Raw genomic sequence first — 18,093 nt, 5'->3', positions numbered from 1 at the left:
ACTTCTGGTTCTTTCGGATCCTCCGGTTTCACTTCTGGCTCCTTCGGTTCTTTCGGATCTTCCGGTTTCACTTCTGGTTCTTTCGGATCTTCCGGTATCTTAAAATCTTCTTTTGTTTTCGGTAAAATTGTAACTGTAGGCTCAAGTGGTGTATTTATTCTATCGTCCACTATCGCTCTATTTGTTATCCCTTTACTTGGTGCTGCTTTTACCTTCGCTTTAAAAATAATACTACGTTCTTTCGTATCTGTAATTTCTAGATACTTCGCTATTACTTTTCCAAACTCCATTTTTAACTCTACTGGATTTGGTTCAGCCCCTTCAAATCGAATACTATCTTGCACGTACTCTAAACCGGCTGGAATTTCATCTTCTACCTTTACCTCAGTTAGTTTTCCGTTCTCTACCGTATTTTCAAAGCTAATTCGATATTCTACTTCTTCTCCTAACTTCGGTTCATGATTACTTACTGTTTTTTCTGCTTGTAATGCACCATCTTTATGTTGAGGCTGTATAGCGACATTCGGTTTCTCTGGTGGGTTTATTGTATCTTCCACAACCGCCGTATTCACAATCGCTTCGCCAATTTTAGCTTTATCTTTCACTTTTACTTTAAAGACGATGCTTCTTTCTTTCATGTCCGTAATTTCTGGATATTCTGCGAGTACTGTGCCGTTTTTCACTTTCACATACAACGGTTTCGGATTCTCTCCCTCGGCTCTTTCACTACCTTCTACAAACTCTAAGCCAGTTGGTAATTCATCCTTAATCTTCACCTTCGCTACTTTTCCATGCTCTACTACGTTACGGAAAGTAATTCGATACTCTACTTCTTCTCCTAATTTTGGAGATGGATTATTTACTGTTTTCTCAGCTTTTAGTTTTCCGTCCTTATACTCCGGCGTAATAATCGCTTCTGGTTTTTGCGGCGGATTCTTCGGATTATCATCATCCACAATTGCCGTATTCACGATTTTCTTACCGACTTTTACTGCTTCCGTTACTTTTACCTTAAAGCGAATACTACGCTCAGCTGTATCAGTAATATTTTCATACTTCGCACTAACCTTACCAGCTTCTTCTTTTAACTCTACTGGCGCTGGCTCATTACCTTCTGATTTTAAACTATCCTTCACATACTCTAAGCCAGTTGGTAATTGATCCTCAATTTTCACTTCTGCTAGTTTTCCGTTTTCTACCGTATTTTTAAAACTAATTCGGTACTCTACTTCTTCTCCTAGCTTTGGATCTTTTTTGCTTACCTTTTTATCAGCTTTAAATTTACCAGCTTTATGCTGCGGTGTAATATCTACTTCCGGTCGCTCTGGTGGATTTTTTGTATCATCAACAATTGCTTTATTTACAATTGCTTTGTCCACTTCAACAGAATCTTTCACCTTCACTTTAAAGATAATACTTCTTTCTTTCATGTCAGTGATATTTTCATACTTCGCACTAACCTTACCAGCTTCTTCTTTCAACTCTACTGGGGCTGGCTTATCACCTTCTGCTTTTAGACTATTTTTCACATACTCTAAACCAGACGGAATTTCATCCTCAATTTTCACTTCTGCCAGCTGTCCATCTTTCACCGTATTATTAAATGAAATTCGGTATTCGATTTCCTCACCTAGCTTCGGTTTATGATTATTCACCTTTTTATGAGCAGCAATTTTACCGTCTTTATATTGCGGTGTAATTTTCGCTGTCGGTTCAGTTATAGGGTGGTTCGGATCATCGACGTGGATAATCGCTTTATTTGTAATGTCCTTACCTATTGTAACCGAATCTTTCACCTTCACTTTAAAGACGATACTTCTTTCTTTCGTATCCATAATCTCTGAATACTTTGCCATTACCTTACCATTTTCTACTTTCAACTCCACTGGTTTTGGCTCTTCACCTTCAGCCTTTTCGCTTCCTTCTACAAACTCTAATCCAGCTGGAATTTTATCTTCTATCTTTACCTCTACTAGTTTTCCATCTTTCACCGTATTATTAAAAATAATTCGATATTCGATTTCCTCACCTAACTTCGGTTCACGATTACTTACTTCTTTTCTTGCCTCAATTTTTCCATCTTTATATTGTGGTGTAATCGGTACATAAGGCTCTTCTGGTAGATTCTTTGTATCATCTACAATTGCCTCATTTACGATTTCTTCTCCCACTTTTGCGCTTTCTTTTACCTTCGCTTTAAAGACAATACTTCTTTCCTCTGTATCTGTAATTTCTGGATACTTTGCCATTACTTTATTATTTTTCACCTGTAGCTCTACTGGTTTCGGTTTAGAACCTTCTGCTGTGATGCTGCCTTCTACATACTCTAAACCATTTGGTAAGGCATCCTTTATATTTACCTCTGCTAGTTTCCCGTTTTCTATCGTATTTTTAAAACTAATTCGATATTCTACTTCTTCTCCTAGTTTCGGTTTATGATTATTTGCCACTTTCTGCGCAGCAATTTTACCATCTTTATATTGCGGAGTAATTTCCACATGAGGCTCTTCTGGCTTATTTTTTGTATCTACTACGATTGCTTTATTAACAATCTCCTTACCTATTTCTACCTCTTCTTTTACTTTCACTTTAAAGATAATACTTCTTTCTTTTGTATCGGTAATTTCTAGATACTTTGCCATTACCTTACCGTTTTCAAATTTCAATTCTACTGGACTAGGCTTAGATCCTTCTGCTTGTAAACTGTTCTCCACGTACTCTAATCCAGCTGGAATTTCATCTTCTACTTTAACCTCTACTAGTTTTCCGTTTTCTACCGTGTTTTTAAAACTAATTCGGTATTCTACTTCTTCTCCTAATTTCGGTTTTTTATTGTTTACAAATTTCTCTGCTTTAAGCTTACCGTCTTTATATTCTGGCGTAATTGTTACTTCTGAAGTTGTTGGATCTTTTGTATCATCAACAACTACTTTATTGACAATGCCTTCACCAACCTTAAATTCTTCTTTTACTTTCGCTTTAAAGACGATACTTCTTTCTTCTGTATCCGTAATTTCTGGATATTTTGCGATTACTTTTCCATCTTTCACTTTCAGTTCTACCGGATCTGGCTTAGAACCTTCTGCTCGTAAACTATCTTTCACATACTCTAATCCATTTGGTAAATCGTCTTCTATTTTTAACTCTGCTAGCTTTCCGTTTTCTACCGTATTTTTAAAGCTAATTCGGTATTCCACTTCTTCTCCTAACTTCGGCGTTTCATTATTTACCGTCTTCTTCGCTTCCACTTTTCCGTCTTTATGCTGTGGAGTAATTTCTGCCGTCGGTGTTTCTGGCTCATTTTTCGTATCATCAATAATTGCTTTATTGACGATTTTTTTACCGACTTTCACTTCATCTTTTACTTTCACTTTAAAAGTGATACTTCTTTCTTCTGTATCCGTAATCTCTGGATACTTCGCCATTACCTTACCATTTTCCACTTTCAATTCTACTGGATCCGGCTTAGAACCTTCTGCTTTCACACTGTTTTCTACGTACTCTAAACCTTCGGGTAAAGTATCTTCTATTTTCACCTCTGCTAGTTTTCCATCTTCTACCGTGTTTTTAAAACTAATTCGGTATTCTACTTCTTCTCCTAACTTCGGCGTTTCATTATTTACCGTCTTCTTCGCTTTCACTTTTCCGTCTTTATGTTGCGGAATAATTTCTGCTGTCGGTGTTTCTGGCGGATGTTTCGTATCGCTCACAATCGCTTCATTAACAATTGAATCGCTCACTTTACCTTTTACTTTCACTTTAAAGGTAATACTTCTCTCTTTTGTATCTGTAATCTCAGGATACTTTGCCATTACCTTACCGTTTTCAAATTTCAATTCCACTGGATCTGGCTTAGAACCTTCTGCTTTTACACTGTCTTTCACATACTCTAATCCATTAGGTAAATCATCTTCTATTTTTACCTCTGTTAGCTTTCCATGTTCTACCGTATTTTTAAAGCTGATTCGGTATTCCACTTCTTCTCCTAACTTCGGCGTTTCATTATTTACCATCTTTTTCGCTTCAAGTTTTCCATCTTTATACTGAGGAATAATTTCCGCTGTCGGATTAACTGGCTTGTTTTGTGAATCATCAATAGTTGCTTTATTAATGATTTTTTTACCAACTGTTACTTCTTCTTTTACTTTCACTTTAAAAACGATACTTCTTTCTTCTGTATCCATAATTTCTGGATATTTTGCCATTACCTTACCGTTTTCAAATTTCAGCTCTACTGAATCTGTTCCGGCACCTTCTGCTTTCAAACTATTTTCTACATACTCTAAACCTTCTGGTAGAGTATCCTCTATTATCACGTCTGTTAGCTTTCCGTACTTAACCGTATTTTTCATACTAATTCGGTATTCTACTTCTTCTCCTAACTTCGGTGTTTCATTATTTACGATTTTCTTCGCTTTAATTTTTCCATCTTTGTGTAATGGTGTGATTTTTGCTTCTGGTTCTTTCGGATGCTTCATATCATCAACAATTGCTTTATTGATGATTTCCTTACCTACTTCCGCTTCTTCCTTCACCTTTACCTTAAAGACAATACTTCTTTCTTTCATATCTGTAATATTGTCGTATTCAGCAATGACTTTTCCATCTTTCACACTTAACTTTAATGGAGCTGGTTTATCACCTTCAGCCTTTTCACTGCCTTTTACATACTCTAAACCGTTAGGAATTGTATCCTCTATCGTTACCTTTTCTAGTTTTCCGTTTTCTACCGTATTTTTAAAGCTAATTCGGTATTCTACTTCTTCTCCTAGTTTTGGTGATGGATTATCTACTGTCTTCTTCGAATCAATTATTCCATCCTTATATTGCGGAGTAATTCTTTCTTCCGGCTCAATCGGTGGATTTTTCGTATCATCAACAATTGCTTTATTGACAATCTCTTTATCTACTTTTGCTTCTTCCTTCACCTTTACTTTAAAGACGATACTTCTTTCTTTCATATCCATAATATCGATATACTTAGCTTTGACTATTCCATTTTCAACAGCTAATTCTACTGGTCCAGGTGCTTCTCCTTCGGCCTTGATACTATTTTCTACATATTCAAGACCTTTTGGAATTGTATCTTCCACTCGCACCTCTTCAAGTTTTCCGTTCTCAACCGTATTATGAAAACTAATGCGGTACTCGATTTCCTCGCCTAGCTTCGGTTTCTTATTATTAACTACCTTTGTAGCAGCAATTTCACCTTTTTTACTTTGTGGTGTAATAACAACCTTCGATTCAGCAGGCTCATTTTTCGGATCTTTTGCAATTGCTTTATTTACAATTGCCTCCCCTACTTTTGCCGAATCTTTTACTTTCACTTTAAAGACAATACTTCTTTTTTCTGTATCCGTAATTTCTGGATACTTTGCCATTACTTTGCCGTCTTCCACTTTTAGTTCTACTGGCTCTGGTTTTATACCTTCAGCTTTCAAACTATCTTTCACGTATTCAACACCTTTAGGTAGTGTATCTTCTACTAGCACCTTTTCTAGTTTTCCGTTTTCTACCGTATTATAAAATGTAATTCGGTATTCCACTTCTTCTCCTAGTTTTGGTGTTTGATTCGTTACGCTTTTTTCAACATCCACTTTACCGTATTTATAATCCGGCGTAATCTTTTCTTCTGGATGCTCAGTTTGTCCATTTGGCTCACTCACAACCGCTTTATTAACAATCGTTTCTCCGGCTTTTGCCTCTTCTTTTACTTTCACTTTAAAGGAAATGCTTCGCTCTTTTGTATCCGTAATCTCTGGATATTTTGCGATTACCTTACCATTTTCTACTTTTAACTCTACTGGATTTGGTTCAGCACCTTCAGCTCTCTCACTACCTTGAACAAATTCTAAGTTAGATGGAATTTCATCTTCTATTGTAACTGCATCTAGTTTTCCCTTTTCCACCGTATTTTTGAAGCTAATTTGATATTCAACTTCTTCTCCTAGCTTCGGCTTTTTATTTGTTGCTTTTTTCTTTGCAGCAATTTTACCGGCCTTATGGTGTGGTGTAATCTTCTCTTCTAAATCCTGTGGTGGATTTGTTTTATCACTAACGGTTGCTTTATTAACAATTTCTTCACCAATTTTTGCAGTTTCTTTTACTTTTGTTTTAAAGACGATACTTCTTTCTTCCATATCCATAATTTCTGGATACTTTGCAATTACTTTACCATTTTCAAACTTCAGCTCTACTGGCTCTGGTTTTGCACCTTCTGCTTTCAAGCTATCTTTCACGTATTCAAGACTACTTGGTAATTCGTCTTCAATTGTCAATACATCTAGACGTCCATCTTTTGTCTTATTTTTAAATGTAATACGATACTCTACCTCGTCACCTAGCTTCGGTGTTTTATTAGAAGCTATTTTTCTTGCCTCTATTTCTCCCGGAACTTCTTTCGGAAGCGTAACCGTAACATTTGCATCATCTGTAGTTTCATAATTTACCTCGGTACTATCTTTTCCCTTTACAGCAACGATATTTTTTATTGTTGTATCTGATTGTACAGAAGCTTTCACTTTTACTTTAAATGTAATAATGGCACTTTCACCAGGTTTTAAAACACCGCCGTCTTTAGCATCTGCCCCTTCACCAATACGGAAATCAATTTGATTATTTACAAACTCTGCTTCATCATCGCTTGCATTATCTGTTTTATTTCCTTTATTACTTCCAGAAATATATTGTATAGACCCCGGAACATACTCTAAACGATCATCTAATTTATCAAAACCTTTTACATTAGATACAGGTGCTTGGTTATTTTTCGTATCATTTTTCACTTCAATTTGATACGTAAACTCTTCACCAGATTTAATTTCCTTAACTTCTTTACCGGCACTATCTAATGCCTTTTTATCAACTTGTAAGTTTGGAGCATTATGTTCTGTAACGAATGTAGCGTTATTTAATACGTAAATATCACCACCGCCACCATTTGCTCTAAAACGCATTTTTGCTTCTTTTAAATCATTTTTTACTTGAGTCGGTCCTTCAAGATGATACGTATGAATGTCAGTACTGAATGAATTTGTCCAATCCGGGTTATATCCTGGATATTTTTTTGTAACAAACTCGTTAGTACCGTCTACTTGTACTTCTGTCATAGACGAATCATTCGCATCATTGTCTTTACCGTTAATATTTTTTATCTTTATATATCCAGCACCAAAATCATATTCTCCATAATCATATGCATATCCATCTTTCTCAGCTGGGTCACCTTGCGATGAAAAATAACTAAATTTCGCCTTAAAAGCACCTTCTTTTGGTGTGTTTATTTTATTAACACTAATATCTGTCCAGGCTGTACTTTTTTGAGAGACTAGCCCTTCCCAAATCTTCATGTCTTTTACTGTTTCTTTATAGTTTTCATAAACTAATATAAGATTCCAGTTACCCCAGTAATAGCCGCCACCTGTTACATCTTTAATTTGTGGCACATTTGCAACTGTCAACGTTTGTGAAATCCCTTGCTGTGCAATTACATTTGTTACATCTGCATACGCAACATATCCTGCGCCACTACCTGAGTAATTAGAAATATAAGGTAGGTAATCCGCTTTTCGTATGCTATCAGCAGTTACATCTGCATATTCTTTATTTCCCATTTTCATTTTGACTGGTTGTCTTACTTGATCCTCGGTAACCTTTCTATCAGCAATATTTCCTGGTAACCCCATTGCTGCTGTCCAGAATAAGTAAGCCTTTTTCACTTTACTTCCGGCAGGAATATTAGGAAATGCACCTGTTGACGAATTAAAAGTACTATCATCGTTATCAACGTCCACAGTCATTTTATTCGTTTTATAACCCATACTTTGTCTGCCATAATGATCAGTCGTCAAACCAAGTGTTACATTGCCAGTCTGTACTAAATTACCAGCAGTAATTGTAGAATACAGTGGATCTCCAAATCCTTGCTTATCCCCTGTTTGCATTTGAACCTTCGAAGCATTCTCTGATGCAGCTTGTACTTTTGCATCGCTCTGATTTTCCGCTTCTTTTTCTAGTTTCTTCTCATCTTTATCTACTGGCTGCTTCACTAGTTCCGTGTTCGCTGTAGGTTTATTTTTATCTCCTGCAGATACTTTTAATTTTCCATCCACTTCTTTTGATTTAGCATCAGCTGGTGATCCGATTTCTTTCTTACTACTGTCAGCCTCATCATCGGTATTAGCTTCAACCTTGTCTTCAGAAGGAATCCCTTCAACATCTACAGACATGTTTCCTATTTGTAGTTGATCCTTTTGCACACTAATTTTTTGCTTATACTCTTTATTAAAATGTTGTGCACGACGAGCTTTTATTAACACAGTCATTTTTTCATGTGATTTTAAATCTTTAATTTTAAGATTAGAAGAAAGAACCTTTCCTCCCTTATCTTTTTCCTCTACATAGAAATCCGCTACCTTATTTTCAGGTAACTTCTCTCCGTTTACTTTCACAGATTGCGAAGGGAACGTAATTTCATTTTCATTATTTTGTTTAAGCACCAATTCTTGAATTGGTGTAGCTCCCGTATTTTCAATCGTATATTGAAATACGTGCTCCCTCTCCGCTACTTCTCCCTTATATATTTCAGCATTTACTTGCTCTGCCTTAATTTTCACATCATTTCCTTGTAACTCATCCCAGCTTTTTTTATTTATCTCTGTAGCAAAAGCACTGGGTGAAGGCAATATGATGGATAGGAGAAGTGTGATCATCGTTACGACATTAAAACACTTCAATACTTGCTTCATATTTTCTACCTTTCTCCTTTCTATATACTTGCTATCCGTCTACTTAATTTCAGTAACCCTTTCATTTAGTAGCCGGAGGCATAGCAATATATATCCACTCGCAACAATCCGCCCTACGAAAATGTATCGTTGAAATCCCAATTTCAACAATATAAATCTCATAGAATATCACTATTTTAATTTATCAAAAATAGCATATATATCGGACACTTATACAAACCTTTACCATTTTTTAATATAGTAAAAACGCTCTACTGTATAGGTTTATATAACAGTTAAAGGATACATAAAAATCTTAACATACTCCCTAACCTATTCATACATACAATAGAATTTTTACCATTTTTTAGTTATTTCAGTTTGTTGTTTATGATTGAAATTTTCAAAAAACAATAACCGTTACATGTAAAAATATGTTATATTACTAAAGAACATATGTTCTTATTTTGAAGGAGGAATTTGTAATGATAAACGAACCCATTATCGTAAAAAAAGAAGCTTTCCAAGCAATCGGCGTTTCGATTACGACGACTAACGAAATAGAGGCATCTACTGAAGGAAAAATTCCCGAGCTCTGGAACAAATACTTTCAAGAACAAATGATGCATCACATCCTAAATCAAAAAACGAAAGAAACATTCGCTTTCTACTCAAACTACGAGTCAGATGAAACTGGTACATATACATTTACAATCGGTATGCCCGTTTCTTCATTAGAAGATGTTCCTGAAAATATGACAACTTTAACAATACCTGCCGCTACGTATGCGGTATTTACAACGAGAAAGGGACCAGTTGCTGAAGTCGTTTGTGAAGCTTGGGAATATATTTGGCAATGGTCGAAAGAAAATAAACGTGCCTTCACAACAGACTTCGAGCTTTACGACGCAAGAGCATTAGACCCAAATCATGTACAATTGGATATTTATATTGCGTTAGCCTAAAAAAAGATGCCCATTCGGCATCTTTTTTGTCGTTAAATAGCTACTGGGCAAATTCATTATTATTGTCTACAATGAGAAAGTGCAGTATAGAAATATTAGAAACTGTATAAAGTGAAACTATAATCAGTGGGGGCATCTCCCATTAAGTATTAGCCCTCACCAATCGGGCGTTTACTGGTTTTTTAGTTTAAATTTGTCACATAGAAAGGAAGCAATATGGAGGAACTACAACAAAATAAAACTGCTTTAGAAGGAAGCGGAAAACCGTTATTAAAAAATACGAATTTCCTTTTTCTTTGGGCAGCTACTCTTTTTTCAAGCTTTGCTTTAGCCTTTTTTACTTTTTCACAAACGTGGTACATAGCAAAAACATTAAACCTTGAAGCTTCACTCGGTGTTGTTTTCGTAGCTCTTAGTGTTCCAAGGCTTATTTTTATGATTATCGGCGGCGCTGTAGCTGATAAATTCCCGAAAAAAAACATTATGTTTTACTCCAATATTATTCGAGCGATTCTTGTCGCAACCATTCTCACATGGTTTATCGTTGGTGATGTAACACTATATACATTTGCTTTATTCGCTTTATTCTTTGGACTTGCTGATGCTTTCTTCTGGTCAGCAGATGGATCTATCTTACCGGAATTGGTAGAAAAAAGCCGGTTAACACAAGCGAATTCACTTACACAAATGACGAACCAAGCATCGGTCATCTTAGGCCCTGTACTTGGCGGAATTCTGATCAAATTTACAAACTACGAGACAATATTTTCTATTACAATTTTATTACTGATTGTCGCAGCCATACTCGTTCAAAAAATACAATTTACGATGCCAGAACTAAAAGATACAGATAAAGGTATGTTCACTTCCATTAAAGAAGGAATCTTATATGTAAAGGAATCGCCATTCCTTTCAACTTTCCTTCTTTGTAGCGCCTTTTTAAATTTATTTTTAATTGGTCCGATGCAAGTCGGTTTCCCGCTTTTCGTTAAAAATGTTCTGCACGGTGACTCGCTCCATTTCAGTTACTTAGAAGCATCTGTAGGCGGCGGAATGGCAATAGGCGCTGTCATTGTCGGTTTAAAAAATATTAATCGTAGACGCGGACTATTTTGCATTATCATGATGCTACTGTCTGGTGTATTCTTCTTATCCATCAACTTTAGCACCGTACTTTGGCAAGCATTATTAGCCGGCATGTTTTATGGTATTACAATTGCAATGGCTATCGTTCCGCTTATGGCGATGATTCAATCGACAGTAAAAGAGGAAATGATGGGACGCGTAATGAGCTTACTTATGCTATCATCAATGGGCTTTATCCCGCTCTCTTATGCATTCACATCAATCGCACTTGCAATGGGAATTCCAATCGTAACCGTTATGAAAAGCGGTGCAATTGCTGTTATCGTCTTCGTACTATTTGTAGCGATTCGTGTTCCAGTTGTAAGAAAGTTCGACTAGCTACTTGGAGTCATGTATTATACGCATGGCTCCTTTTTAAATGGATCAAATAACGCTATCCCCTTACTTCTTCTCACAGCTGCTCCCCATTCTAATCCAACCTCTAAAAATAAATCTCGCACTGTACTATATAAAAGTGCCTTCACATTTTTACGGATTTCCCCATATTTATAAGCTCTCACAACACTCTTCACTCGCCAAATGAAATTTCCATACACTTCTTCATCAGCTAATATCTGCTCTAGTAAAACACCTTGCTCTAGTAACCCGCTCTTTTTATACGCAAGCTCGACCTTACTCCAAAATATATTAATTTTCTTCGGATTACTCGTCATCGGTACCAGTGCGTATATAAAAGGCTTCGGTATATCATGACGGCAATACGTCTCATCAAGCTCGTACGTTATTTTTCTTTTCTCTTTTATTTGTGGAATGTTTTTAGAAAGAGTTGTTTCCCTTTCGCTTTTTTGCTCCTTTCCGCTACAGCCAGCTGCACGATCCTCACTTTCACATGCGGACATTTTCATACGGTCATCCATGCGGTCAATTGCAGATATAAGAAAAATATATAAGTTCGCACTATACCCACCGCGCTTATGTCTTTCTTTTGTTGCAACACGCTTTATAATTCCTAGTTCCTCTAACTTTGCAATTGAACGGCGTACTGTACGAATACTCTTTCCAACATTCTTCGCAATCGTCTCCATTAACGGACAGGCGACTCCTACTGTTTTTTGTTTCTCATTCACCGCATACTTTCCTAAAAAATGAATAATGGTAGCATCCGTTTTATTCAATTGAAATCGATAGCACTTCAAAACTTGTTTTTGATATGTATTAAACTCTTCTTTACTTCGAAATTCACTGTATGGTTTCATTAAATTATATAAGCTTCCCATTTATATCACCTCATTTATAAGTAAGAGGCAGGAAGAGAATTTGGCGTGGAATTTAATATTTTTTTAATGGAGATGAAAATATGATCGTAATTAGCGCTTGTTTAGGTGGTATAGCTTGTCGATATGACGGAAATGACAATCTCGTTTCAAAAATAGAGGAGCTACTACAAAAAGAAGATACAGTCCTCATTTGTCCTGAAGTATTAGGAGGACTGCCAACACCTCGTCCTTCTGCTGAAATTATTGGCGGGAATGGCGACGACGTTTTGGACGGAAAAGCGAAAGTGATGACAAAAGATGGTGAAGATGTCACAAAAGCTTTCGTAAATGGTGCTTATAAAGCATTAGAACAAATTAAAAATTTACACCCAGAATATATTATTTTAAAGGAACGTAGTCCATCTTGTGGCAGTTCTACGATTTACACTGGAGAATTTAACGGCAATAAGCAAACTGGTTACGGGGTAACTACTGCTTTATTTAAAAGACACGGATTTAAAGTCATTTCAGAAGAAGAATTTGAAAACAAAAAAAGGAATTGACCCTGTTCGTCAATTCCTTTTTATCTGTCTTATTTCACATTTAATTTTTCTTTCACTTTCGCAGGAAGCTCGTCTTTCTTTACTTCTTCCCAAGCTGATACACCTTTTTTATCTGAGTGATATACGCGTAGGAATGCTTCTTTACGAAGATTTTTCACAGCTGTAAATTCTAATTCTTTTTCTTTACCTTCTTTATCAAATCCAGTTAGTTTATATTGATAATCTTTATATGGTTCACCATTACTAGACTTACCATTATACTCTTTTCCATCTACTGTAATTTGAACGTAGTACTCATCTTTACCCATACGGTTTAAATCACAACCAACTAACAAGCTTGCAAATACAACTAAAATACTAAACAGTGCAATGTATCTTTTCATTTCCTTCACCTCATATGTTTTTTCTTATATTCTTATCTTAAAGCCAAGAGCTTAAAGAAGAAATTCAAAAACATGACGTGAACATTACACTTTTGTAAGATAATAATTATTTCTTCACTTTAGAAATCGTCATTCTATCACCAATTGGAACCAGTACAGATTGTAAATGCGGGTCGTTTGCTATCATTTCATTAAACTTCTTCATAACTTCTGTATAACGTTTTTGTTTCGCACGCTCATCAGCTACACTACCGCCAATAACGTCTTTCACGCCAATTTCGCCACTTATCACGTAATTTCCTTATACCGTTTATTACGCCTTCTATTATGCCCTCAATTATAATCTCTATTACAAGATATCTTACTAAATTAATAATAGGTTTAATTACGTATCTCCCTATGAATTCAAAAATATCCTCCATCATATTTTCCTCCTTCTTTCAAAAGGAAGCTGCTACTCCTCCGCGTCCTTTTACGTCCAATTACAATTGCTGCCCTACTGCGGTATATATCAACAAAAATAATACGACAACAACATCCACAATAACGCTATTGAATTTGGAAGAAACTTCGGTAAATACTAATACTATAGTTAACATGGCTAAGAGAATTATTTTTTCACCTATATTCGGAGATGCTCCCAAAAACTTTATAAAATCAAAGACAACTTTACTACAACTCTTCCCGTAACTAATTTATTATCGTGGTAAACCGTCTTCCACTACATCCGTAACAGTTCCATTCGGTTCAAAGATTACACGTAATGATCCTTCTCCACCATAACCAGTATAGTCATATACTGAATAAGATTTATATTTCTCAATCACATGTGGCTGTCCAATTGCAGCTTTTACCTGATTCGCGGGCATACCTTTTTTTATTTTCAAATATTGATTGTAACTTACTGCTGCCGAATTGTTATTTACATCTTTATACCACGGTACACGATCGTTTTTTTCTTTATATTCCTTTACAGGCTCTTCAATACGTTTCGTAGATACCCGATTCTCCTTACCTTTATCTTTATCTGTATCCTTTATAGCAGTACGTTCAATATTCACAACGTAACCATATGTATTTAATTCAACCATAATTTCATATGTACCATCCGTATCTTTTTCAGTATAAAATACGCGTTTTTCATTGTTATTATAATATTTTATGTTCTCACCACCGTAGTCAATCGTATTAAGAATATCCGTATACGTCATACCTTCCTCAATTTTTTGAGATTCATCATGAGAAATATAACGCTTCTGTGATGATGAAGCGTCCTCATTTTTAATACTTTCACGTTTACTCGTAGTCATAGGTGTTTTCTTCTGATCTTTTAGTACGTCACCTTCCGCCTTCGCTGGTTGCTTTGCTCCTACTTTTGTTAATACGTCTGTATCGCTAGAACAAGCTCCCAAAATCGATACTGTAGTCAACGCCATCCCTACTATAAGTACTCTCTTAAATGACTTCACTCTAATCCCCCCGGTATTTTTTAATATCTAGTAATCAACGTATTTTAATTAATACGGAACTATTCAGTTCTATACAATTTGCTATAGCCTTCTCTCTCATGCACCTTTTTTATATAAAGTGAAACTTTAATCAGCCCTCACCAATCATCTTCGTTACAAATATTAACATTAAATATAACTAATAAATAGTATATTTCTTCTATTCATTTACATTTCTGTTGCATAATATTTTCCGAAACGAACAATATGAAACTCGAATGAACAATTTTCATCAAATATTCCATATATAATAACATTAAAATTTAATTTAAAAGTCACTTTGCATGCATTTTCTGTTTTAACGCCAAAAGAAAAGACCTTTCTAACGATTTTATTCTATCGCTAAAAAGGTCTTTTCTATTTTGGCTAAAAACTTAGTACTCTTCTGGCTTACCAGCATTCGTCGCTGTACGGAAAAATGATCCAAATCTGCATGATGCGATTGCGTTTAGATAATCAATCGTGAATTATGCGTTCAATTTAAAGCAGGTTAAAAAATAATAATTCCTTATTCAATTAACATATGCATTAGTTTAACAGCCTAATGCTGCTGTACCAAATGATAGTTTAGTTTTCAATATGTGAAAAGGGATTTCTAAATAATGAATTGAATATATATTTATTGTTTACGCGTTTTTGAGAGGTTCCTTTATGAGAGATAAGCCTTACTATATTCCTGTACTTCGCACAGTTCTATAATAACTAATAGTGATGCTGTGACGTGATTTTCTATTAGTGAGATAAAGTATTTTTCAATTCATTTATTATAAATTGCAACTCTCGTCCTCCAGAATTATTTCTTTTGGGTGAAAGTTTTTTTATGATATAAGTTTCATTCTGTCCTAATTTAAAGGTTTCGAGAGGAGAAATGATATGAACTCTATTTTATTAGATGTTCCGTTACAAATAGAAACAAACAGACTCATTCTTCGAGCACCACTTCAAGCAGGTGAAGGGAATGTAGTACACGAAGCTATTAAAGATTCCATTAATGAATTAAAGCAATGGTTGTCTTTATTTCAGTCCATTCCTACTGTTGAAGAAACGGAAATTCTTCTGAGAAATGCACATATAGATTTTTTGAAAAGAGAAAGCTTTCGCTATCTTATCTATCATAAAGAGACGAATGATTTTGTTGGAACAGCTAGCCTTCATCGAATTGATTGGAAGGTTTCTAAATGTGAAATTGGATACTGGATTAACACGCAATTTAGTGGCAGTGGATATATGACAGAAACAGTAAGTGCGTTAACAAACCTTGGATTTCAGTTATTCAAATTTAGAAGGATTGAAATACGATGTGAATGTAATAACACGAAAAGTCGTGCACTCCCTGAAAAACTAGGCTTTGAACTTGAAGGGATATTACGTAATGAAGATTTTTCAGCTGACGGCAAACAACTAACTGATACTTGCATCTATGCAAAAATAAAGTGAAATATTGATTAGCCTTGGTAATCGGGCTTTTACGGCAAAAGAAAAGACCTCCTTAACGATTTTATTCCATCGCTAAAAAGGTCTTTTTCTATTTCAGCTAAAACCTTAGCACTCTTCTGGCTTACCAGCATTCGTCGCTGTACGGAAAGATGATCCACATCCGCATGATGCGATTGCGTTTGGATTGTCGATTGTGAATCCGCCACCAAGCATAGATTGTTTATAATCAATTTTTACTCCTTTAACAATTGGAGCACTTTCTGTATCGATAACAAATTCAACATCGAAAAACTCAAGAACTGTGTCGTCTTCTTTTGGTTCTACTTCAAATCCTAAGCCGTAAGAAAGGCCAGTACATCCGCCGCCATGTACAGCAAGGCGCACGTACTTCTCTCCATCTTCAGCATCTTTTAACATATCTTTAATTTGAAAAGCTGCTTGTTCTGTTACTTCAATCATGAAATACACCATCCTTTCTGTTCTCATTCTATTATACATCTTTACGCTTCTATCTTGTACTCATACACTCCGCGGCAAATTACTTCCGCAGGTCCTTTCATTAACACGTTTCCTTCTTCTGTCCACGCAATCATTAAATCGCCGCCAGCTAAATGGACTGTAATTTCTTTACCACGTTCCATCTTGCCATTCAAAATAGCAGCTACAACGGCAGCGCATGCCCCTGTTCCGCAAGCTTGCGTTACACCTGAACCACGTTCCCAAACGCGGAAATTCATTTCTTCATCGTTTAAAATCTCGATAAATTCAACATTCACTCGCTCTGGGAACATTTCATGTGTCTCAAGAACTGGACCAAGTGTTGTAAGAGGTGCCTTCTCTACATCCTCAACAAAAATAACCGCGTGCGGGTTCCCCATTGAAACAGCCGTAAATGCATAACGATGATTATTATATAAGAAGTTTTCACGAATAAATGGTGTTTCACCTTCACCGAGCATCGGTATTTCTTTGCGTGTTAAACGTGGTGCACCCATATCAATTTTCGCTAATATAACTTTTCCTTCTTCTACCGTTACTTCTGCCGTTACAATGCCAGCTAACGTTTCAATTGTGAAAACTGTTTCCTCTACTAGTTTATGCTCATACGCATATTTCGCTACGCAGCGCAAACCATTACCACAGCTCTTTCCTTCTGATCCATCATTATTAAACATACGCATCTTCACCGGAGCTATATCAGACGGACAAATTAAAATCATCCCATCTGCTCCAATACCAGTATTAATATTTGAAACCTTTTCCGCCACAAGAGCTAAATCTTCTTCAGGAATTTGCTCTTCAAACATATTTACATATATATAACTATTGCCAAGACCATGCATTTTTGTAAAAGAAAATTGGCTCATTTGTATTCACTCCAAAAATAATTTGTTATTTTAAGTATAGAATGCATGCTTTTAGAACACAATATGAATGTCCCCCGTTTCTCATATTTGACAACGTTTGGCGATGAGCCACTCTTACACACATTGTGTAAGAAAAAAGCCCTTCTAAAAAGGGCCTTTTTTTATTTATCTATAGTATTAAACTACCCTCCAAAATAACGTTTTATCTAAAATAAAATGAAAAAGGCGTTGCTCATTCGCAACACCTTAAAACATTGGATTTTCATCCAAATACTCATATACATTATTAACAAGCTCTTCTACTGTTGCACCTTGTACAACTTCACCATTTACAAGTGCAAACGGTCCTTCAAAACAAATACCACAATACCCTAGACAACCATACTCCATTACATCTAAATTCGGATCTTTTTCTAATTTTTCTAGAGCTGCTTGTGAACCACTTGCAAGGTTACCTACACAAAATTCAATTAATGGTTTAATCAAAATTCTCCCCCCTGTACTACAAAACAAATTACCTTCTGACCTCATCTATAAGAAGAAAACTAAGCTGTCTCTTGTTGTTTTCGTTATACATCCTAAACTATTTAGTTACTTCACTATTTCACTTCAAAGTAGATGATTTTATTTTATATAACATGCTACTTGCAATGAAATAGTAACTAAAAAGGCAAAACAGTTTACTTTACTTTTCTTCTTATTGTACAACAGAGTATTCATTCATGCATTGTTATTTGTTCACAAATTCGATATAATTTGATTGAGTAAAGTCAAAATATTTTATTAATATAAAATTTTATGA

Annotated in this window: 12 protein-coding genes and 2 pseudogenes; 4 read left to right on the top strand and 10 right to left on the bottom strand. The window is 35.5% G+C overall.

Annotated features, from left to right (window positions below):
• On the bottom strand, positions 1–8,747 hold an 8,747-nt coding region (locus MRP26_RS14645; protein ID WP_242806226.1), incomplete at its 3' end, for an isopeptide-forming domain-containing fimbrial protein.
• A 464-nt stretch (positions 8,748–9,211) separates the two neighbouring features.
• Here MRP26_RS14645 and MRP26_RS14640 point away from each other — a divergent pair.
• Both MRP26_RS14640 and MRP26_RS14635 read left to right on the top strand, forming a co-directional pair.
• Positions 9,212–9,691 carry a GyrI-like domain-containing protein gene (locus tag MRP26_RS14640; RefSeq protein ID WP_197242244.1) on the top strand — a complete coding sequence of 160 codons (480 nt, stop codon included), beginning with the start codon at positions 9,212–9,214 and terminating at the stop codon, positions 9,689–9,691.
• A gap of 216 nt (positions 9,692–9,907) precedes the next feature.
• Entirely contained in the window at positions 9,908–11,155 is a 1,248-nt protein-coding gene (locus MRP26_RS14635; RefSeq protein ID WP_000391931.1) for an MFS transporter, read from the top strand.
• A 17-nt stretch (positions 11,156–11,172) separates the two neighbouring features.
• Here MRP26_RS14635 and MRP26_RS14630 read toward each other — a convergent pair whose 3' ends face one another.
• Complete coding sequence (locus MRP26_RS14630; protein ID WP_088025399.1) at positions 11,173–12,054, bottom strand: helix-turn-helix domain-containing protein; 882 nt, start codon at positions 12,052–12,054, stop codon at positions 11,173–11,175.
• An 80-nt stretch (positions 12,055–12,134) separates the two neighbouring features.
• On the opposite strand from MRP26_RS14630, the gene MRP26_RS14625 reads away from it, so the two are divergent.
• Positions 12,135–12,596 carry a 2-thiouracil desulfurase family protein gene (locus MRP26_RS14625; RefSeq protein ID WP_242806225.1) on the top strand — a complete coding sequence of 154 codons (462 nt, stop codon included), beginning with the start codon at positions 12,135–12,137 and terminating at the stop codon, positions 12,594–12,596.
• A 29-nt stretch (positions 12,597–12,625) separates the two neighbouring features.
• Here MRP26_RS14625 and MRP26_RS14620 read toward each other — a convergent pair whose 3' ends face one another.
• The 5 genes and pseudogenes from MRP26_RS14620 to MRP26_RS14605 all read right to left on the bottom strand — a co-directional run.
• On the bottom strand, positions 12,626–12,979 hold the full coding sequence (locus tag MRP26_RS14620) for a YxeA family protein (protein ID WP_088025397.1): 354 nt from the start codon (positions 12,977–12,979) through the stop codon (positions 12,626–12,628).
• 106 nt (positions 12,980–13,085) lie between these two features.
• A complete protein-coding gene (locus MRP26_RS14615) occupies positions 13,086–13,271 on the bottom strand; it encodes an O-methyltransferase (RefSeq protein WP_098125859.1) in 186 nt (61 codons plus the stop codon).
• 113 nt (positions 13,272–13,384) lie between these two features.
• Positions 13,385–13,578 (bottom strand): annotated as a pseudogene (locus MRP26_RS31065) (hypothetical protein).
• Positions 13,579–13,677: 99 nt separating this feature from the next.
• On the bottom strand, positions 13,678–14,448 hold the full coding sequence (locus tag MRP26_RS14610; RefSeq protein WP_242806224.1) for a hypothetical protein: 771 nt from the start codon (positions 14,446–14,448) through the stop codon (positions 13,678–13,680).
• A gap of 413 nt (positions 14,449–14,861) precedes the next feature.
• Positions 14,862–14,954, bottom strand: a pseudogene (locus tag MRP26_RS14605) (iron-sulfur cluster assembly accessory protein); the annotation flags it as partial.
• A 406-nt stretch (positions 14,955–15,360) separates the two neighbouring features.
• Between MRP26_RS14605 and MRP26_RS14600 the strand changes: the two are divergent.
• Complete coding sequence (locus MRP26_RS14600) at positions 15,361–15,924, top strand: GNAT family N-acetyltransferase (protein ID WP_078400733.1); 564 nt, start codon at positions 15,361–15,363, stop codon at positions 15,922–15,924.
• Between the two features lie 105 nt (positions 15,925–16,029).
• Here MRP26_RS14600 and MRP26_RS14595 read toward each other — a convergent pair whose 3' ends face one another.
• The 3 genes from MRP26_RS14595 to MRP26_RS14585 all read right to left on the bottom strand — a co-directional run bounded on the left by MRP26_RS14595 (position 16,030) and on the right by MRP26_RS14585 (position 17,777).
• The gene (locus MRP26_RS14595; RefSeq protein WP_242806223.1) at positions 16,030–16,383 is read right to left on the bottom strand and encodes a HesB/IscA family protein; all 354 of its coding nucleotides are present in this window, start codon (positions 16,381–16,383) and stop codon (positions 16,030–16,032) included.
• Between the two features lie 41 nt (positions 16,384–16,424).
• Entirely contained in the window at positions 16,425–17,291 is an 867-nt protein-coding gene (gene dapF, locus MRP26_RS14590; RefSeq protein WP_078400732.1) for a diaminopimelate epimerase, read from the bottom strand.
• Positions 17,292–17,537: 246 nt separating this feature from the next.
• Positions 17,538–17,777, bottom strand: coding sequence for a YuzB family protein (locus tag MRP26_RS14585; RefSeq protein ID WP_000595026.1), 240 nt, complete (start codon positions 17,775–17,777; stop codon positions 17,538–17,540).
• Positions 17,778–18,093: the final 316 nt, after the last annotated feature.

The sequence above is a fragment of the Bacillus sp. CCB-MMP212 genome (genome assembly GCF_022748145.1).
Taxonomy (GTDB): Bacteria; Bacillota; Bacilli; order Bacillales; family Bacillaceae_G; genus Bacillus_A; species Bacillus_A cereus.
The sequence above is the reverse complement of the archived record's forward strand: the minus strand, read 5'-3'. Positions and strand labels throughout refer to the sequence as shown.

Bases quoted from the DNA above. Each gene is read 5' to 3' on its own strand.
- dapF (WP_078400732.1), bottom strand. From the start codon at position 17,291: ATGAGCCAATTTTCTTTTACAAAAATGCATGGTCTTGGCAATAGTTAT.
- MRP26_RS14595 (WP_242806223.1), bottom strand. From the start codon at position 16,383: ATGATTGAAGTAACAGAACAAGCAGCTTTTCAAATTAAAGATATGTTA.
- MRP26_RS14625 (WP_242806225.1), top strand. From the start codon at position 12,135: ATGATCGTAATTAGCGCTTGTTTAGGTGGTATAGCTTGTCGATATGAC.
- MRP26_RS14640 (WP_197242244.1), top strand. From the start codon at position 9,212: ATGATAAACGAACCCATTATCGTAAAAAAAGAAGCTTTCCAAGCAATC.
- MRP26_RS14600 (WP_078400733.1), top strand. From the start codon at position 15,361: ATGAACTCTATTTTATTAGATGTTCCGTTACAAATAGAAACAAACAGA.
- MRP26_RS14635 (WP_000391931.1), top strand. From the start codon at position 9,908: ATGGAGGAACTACAACAAAATAAAACTGCTTTAGAAGGAAGCGGAAAA.
- MRP26_RS14620 (WP_088025397.1), bottom strand. From the start codon at position 12,979: ATGAAAAGATACATTGCACTGTTTAGTATTTTAGTTGTATTTGCAAGC.
- MRP26_RS14630 (WP_088025399.1), bottom strand. From the start codon at position 12,054: ATGGGAAGCTTATATAATTTAATGAAACCATACAGTGAATTTCGAAGT.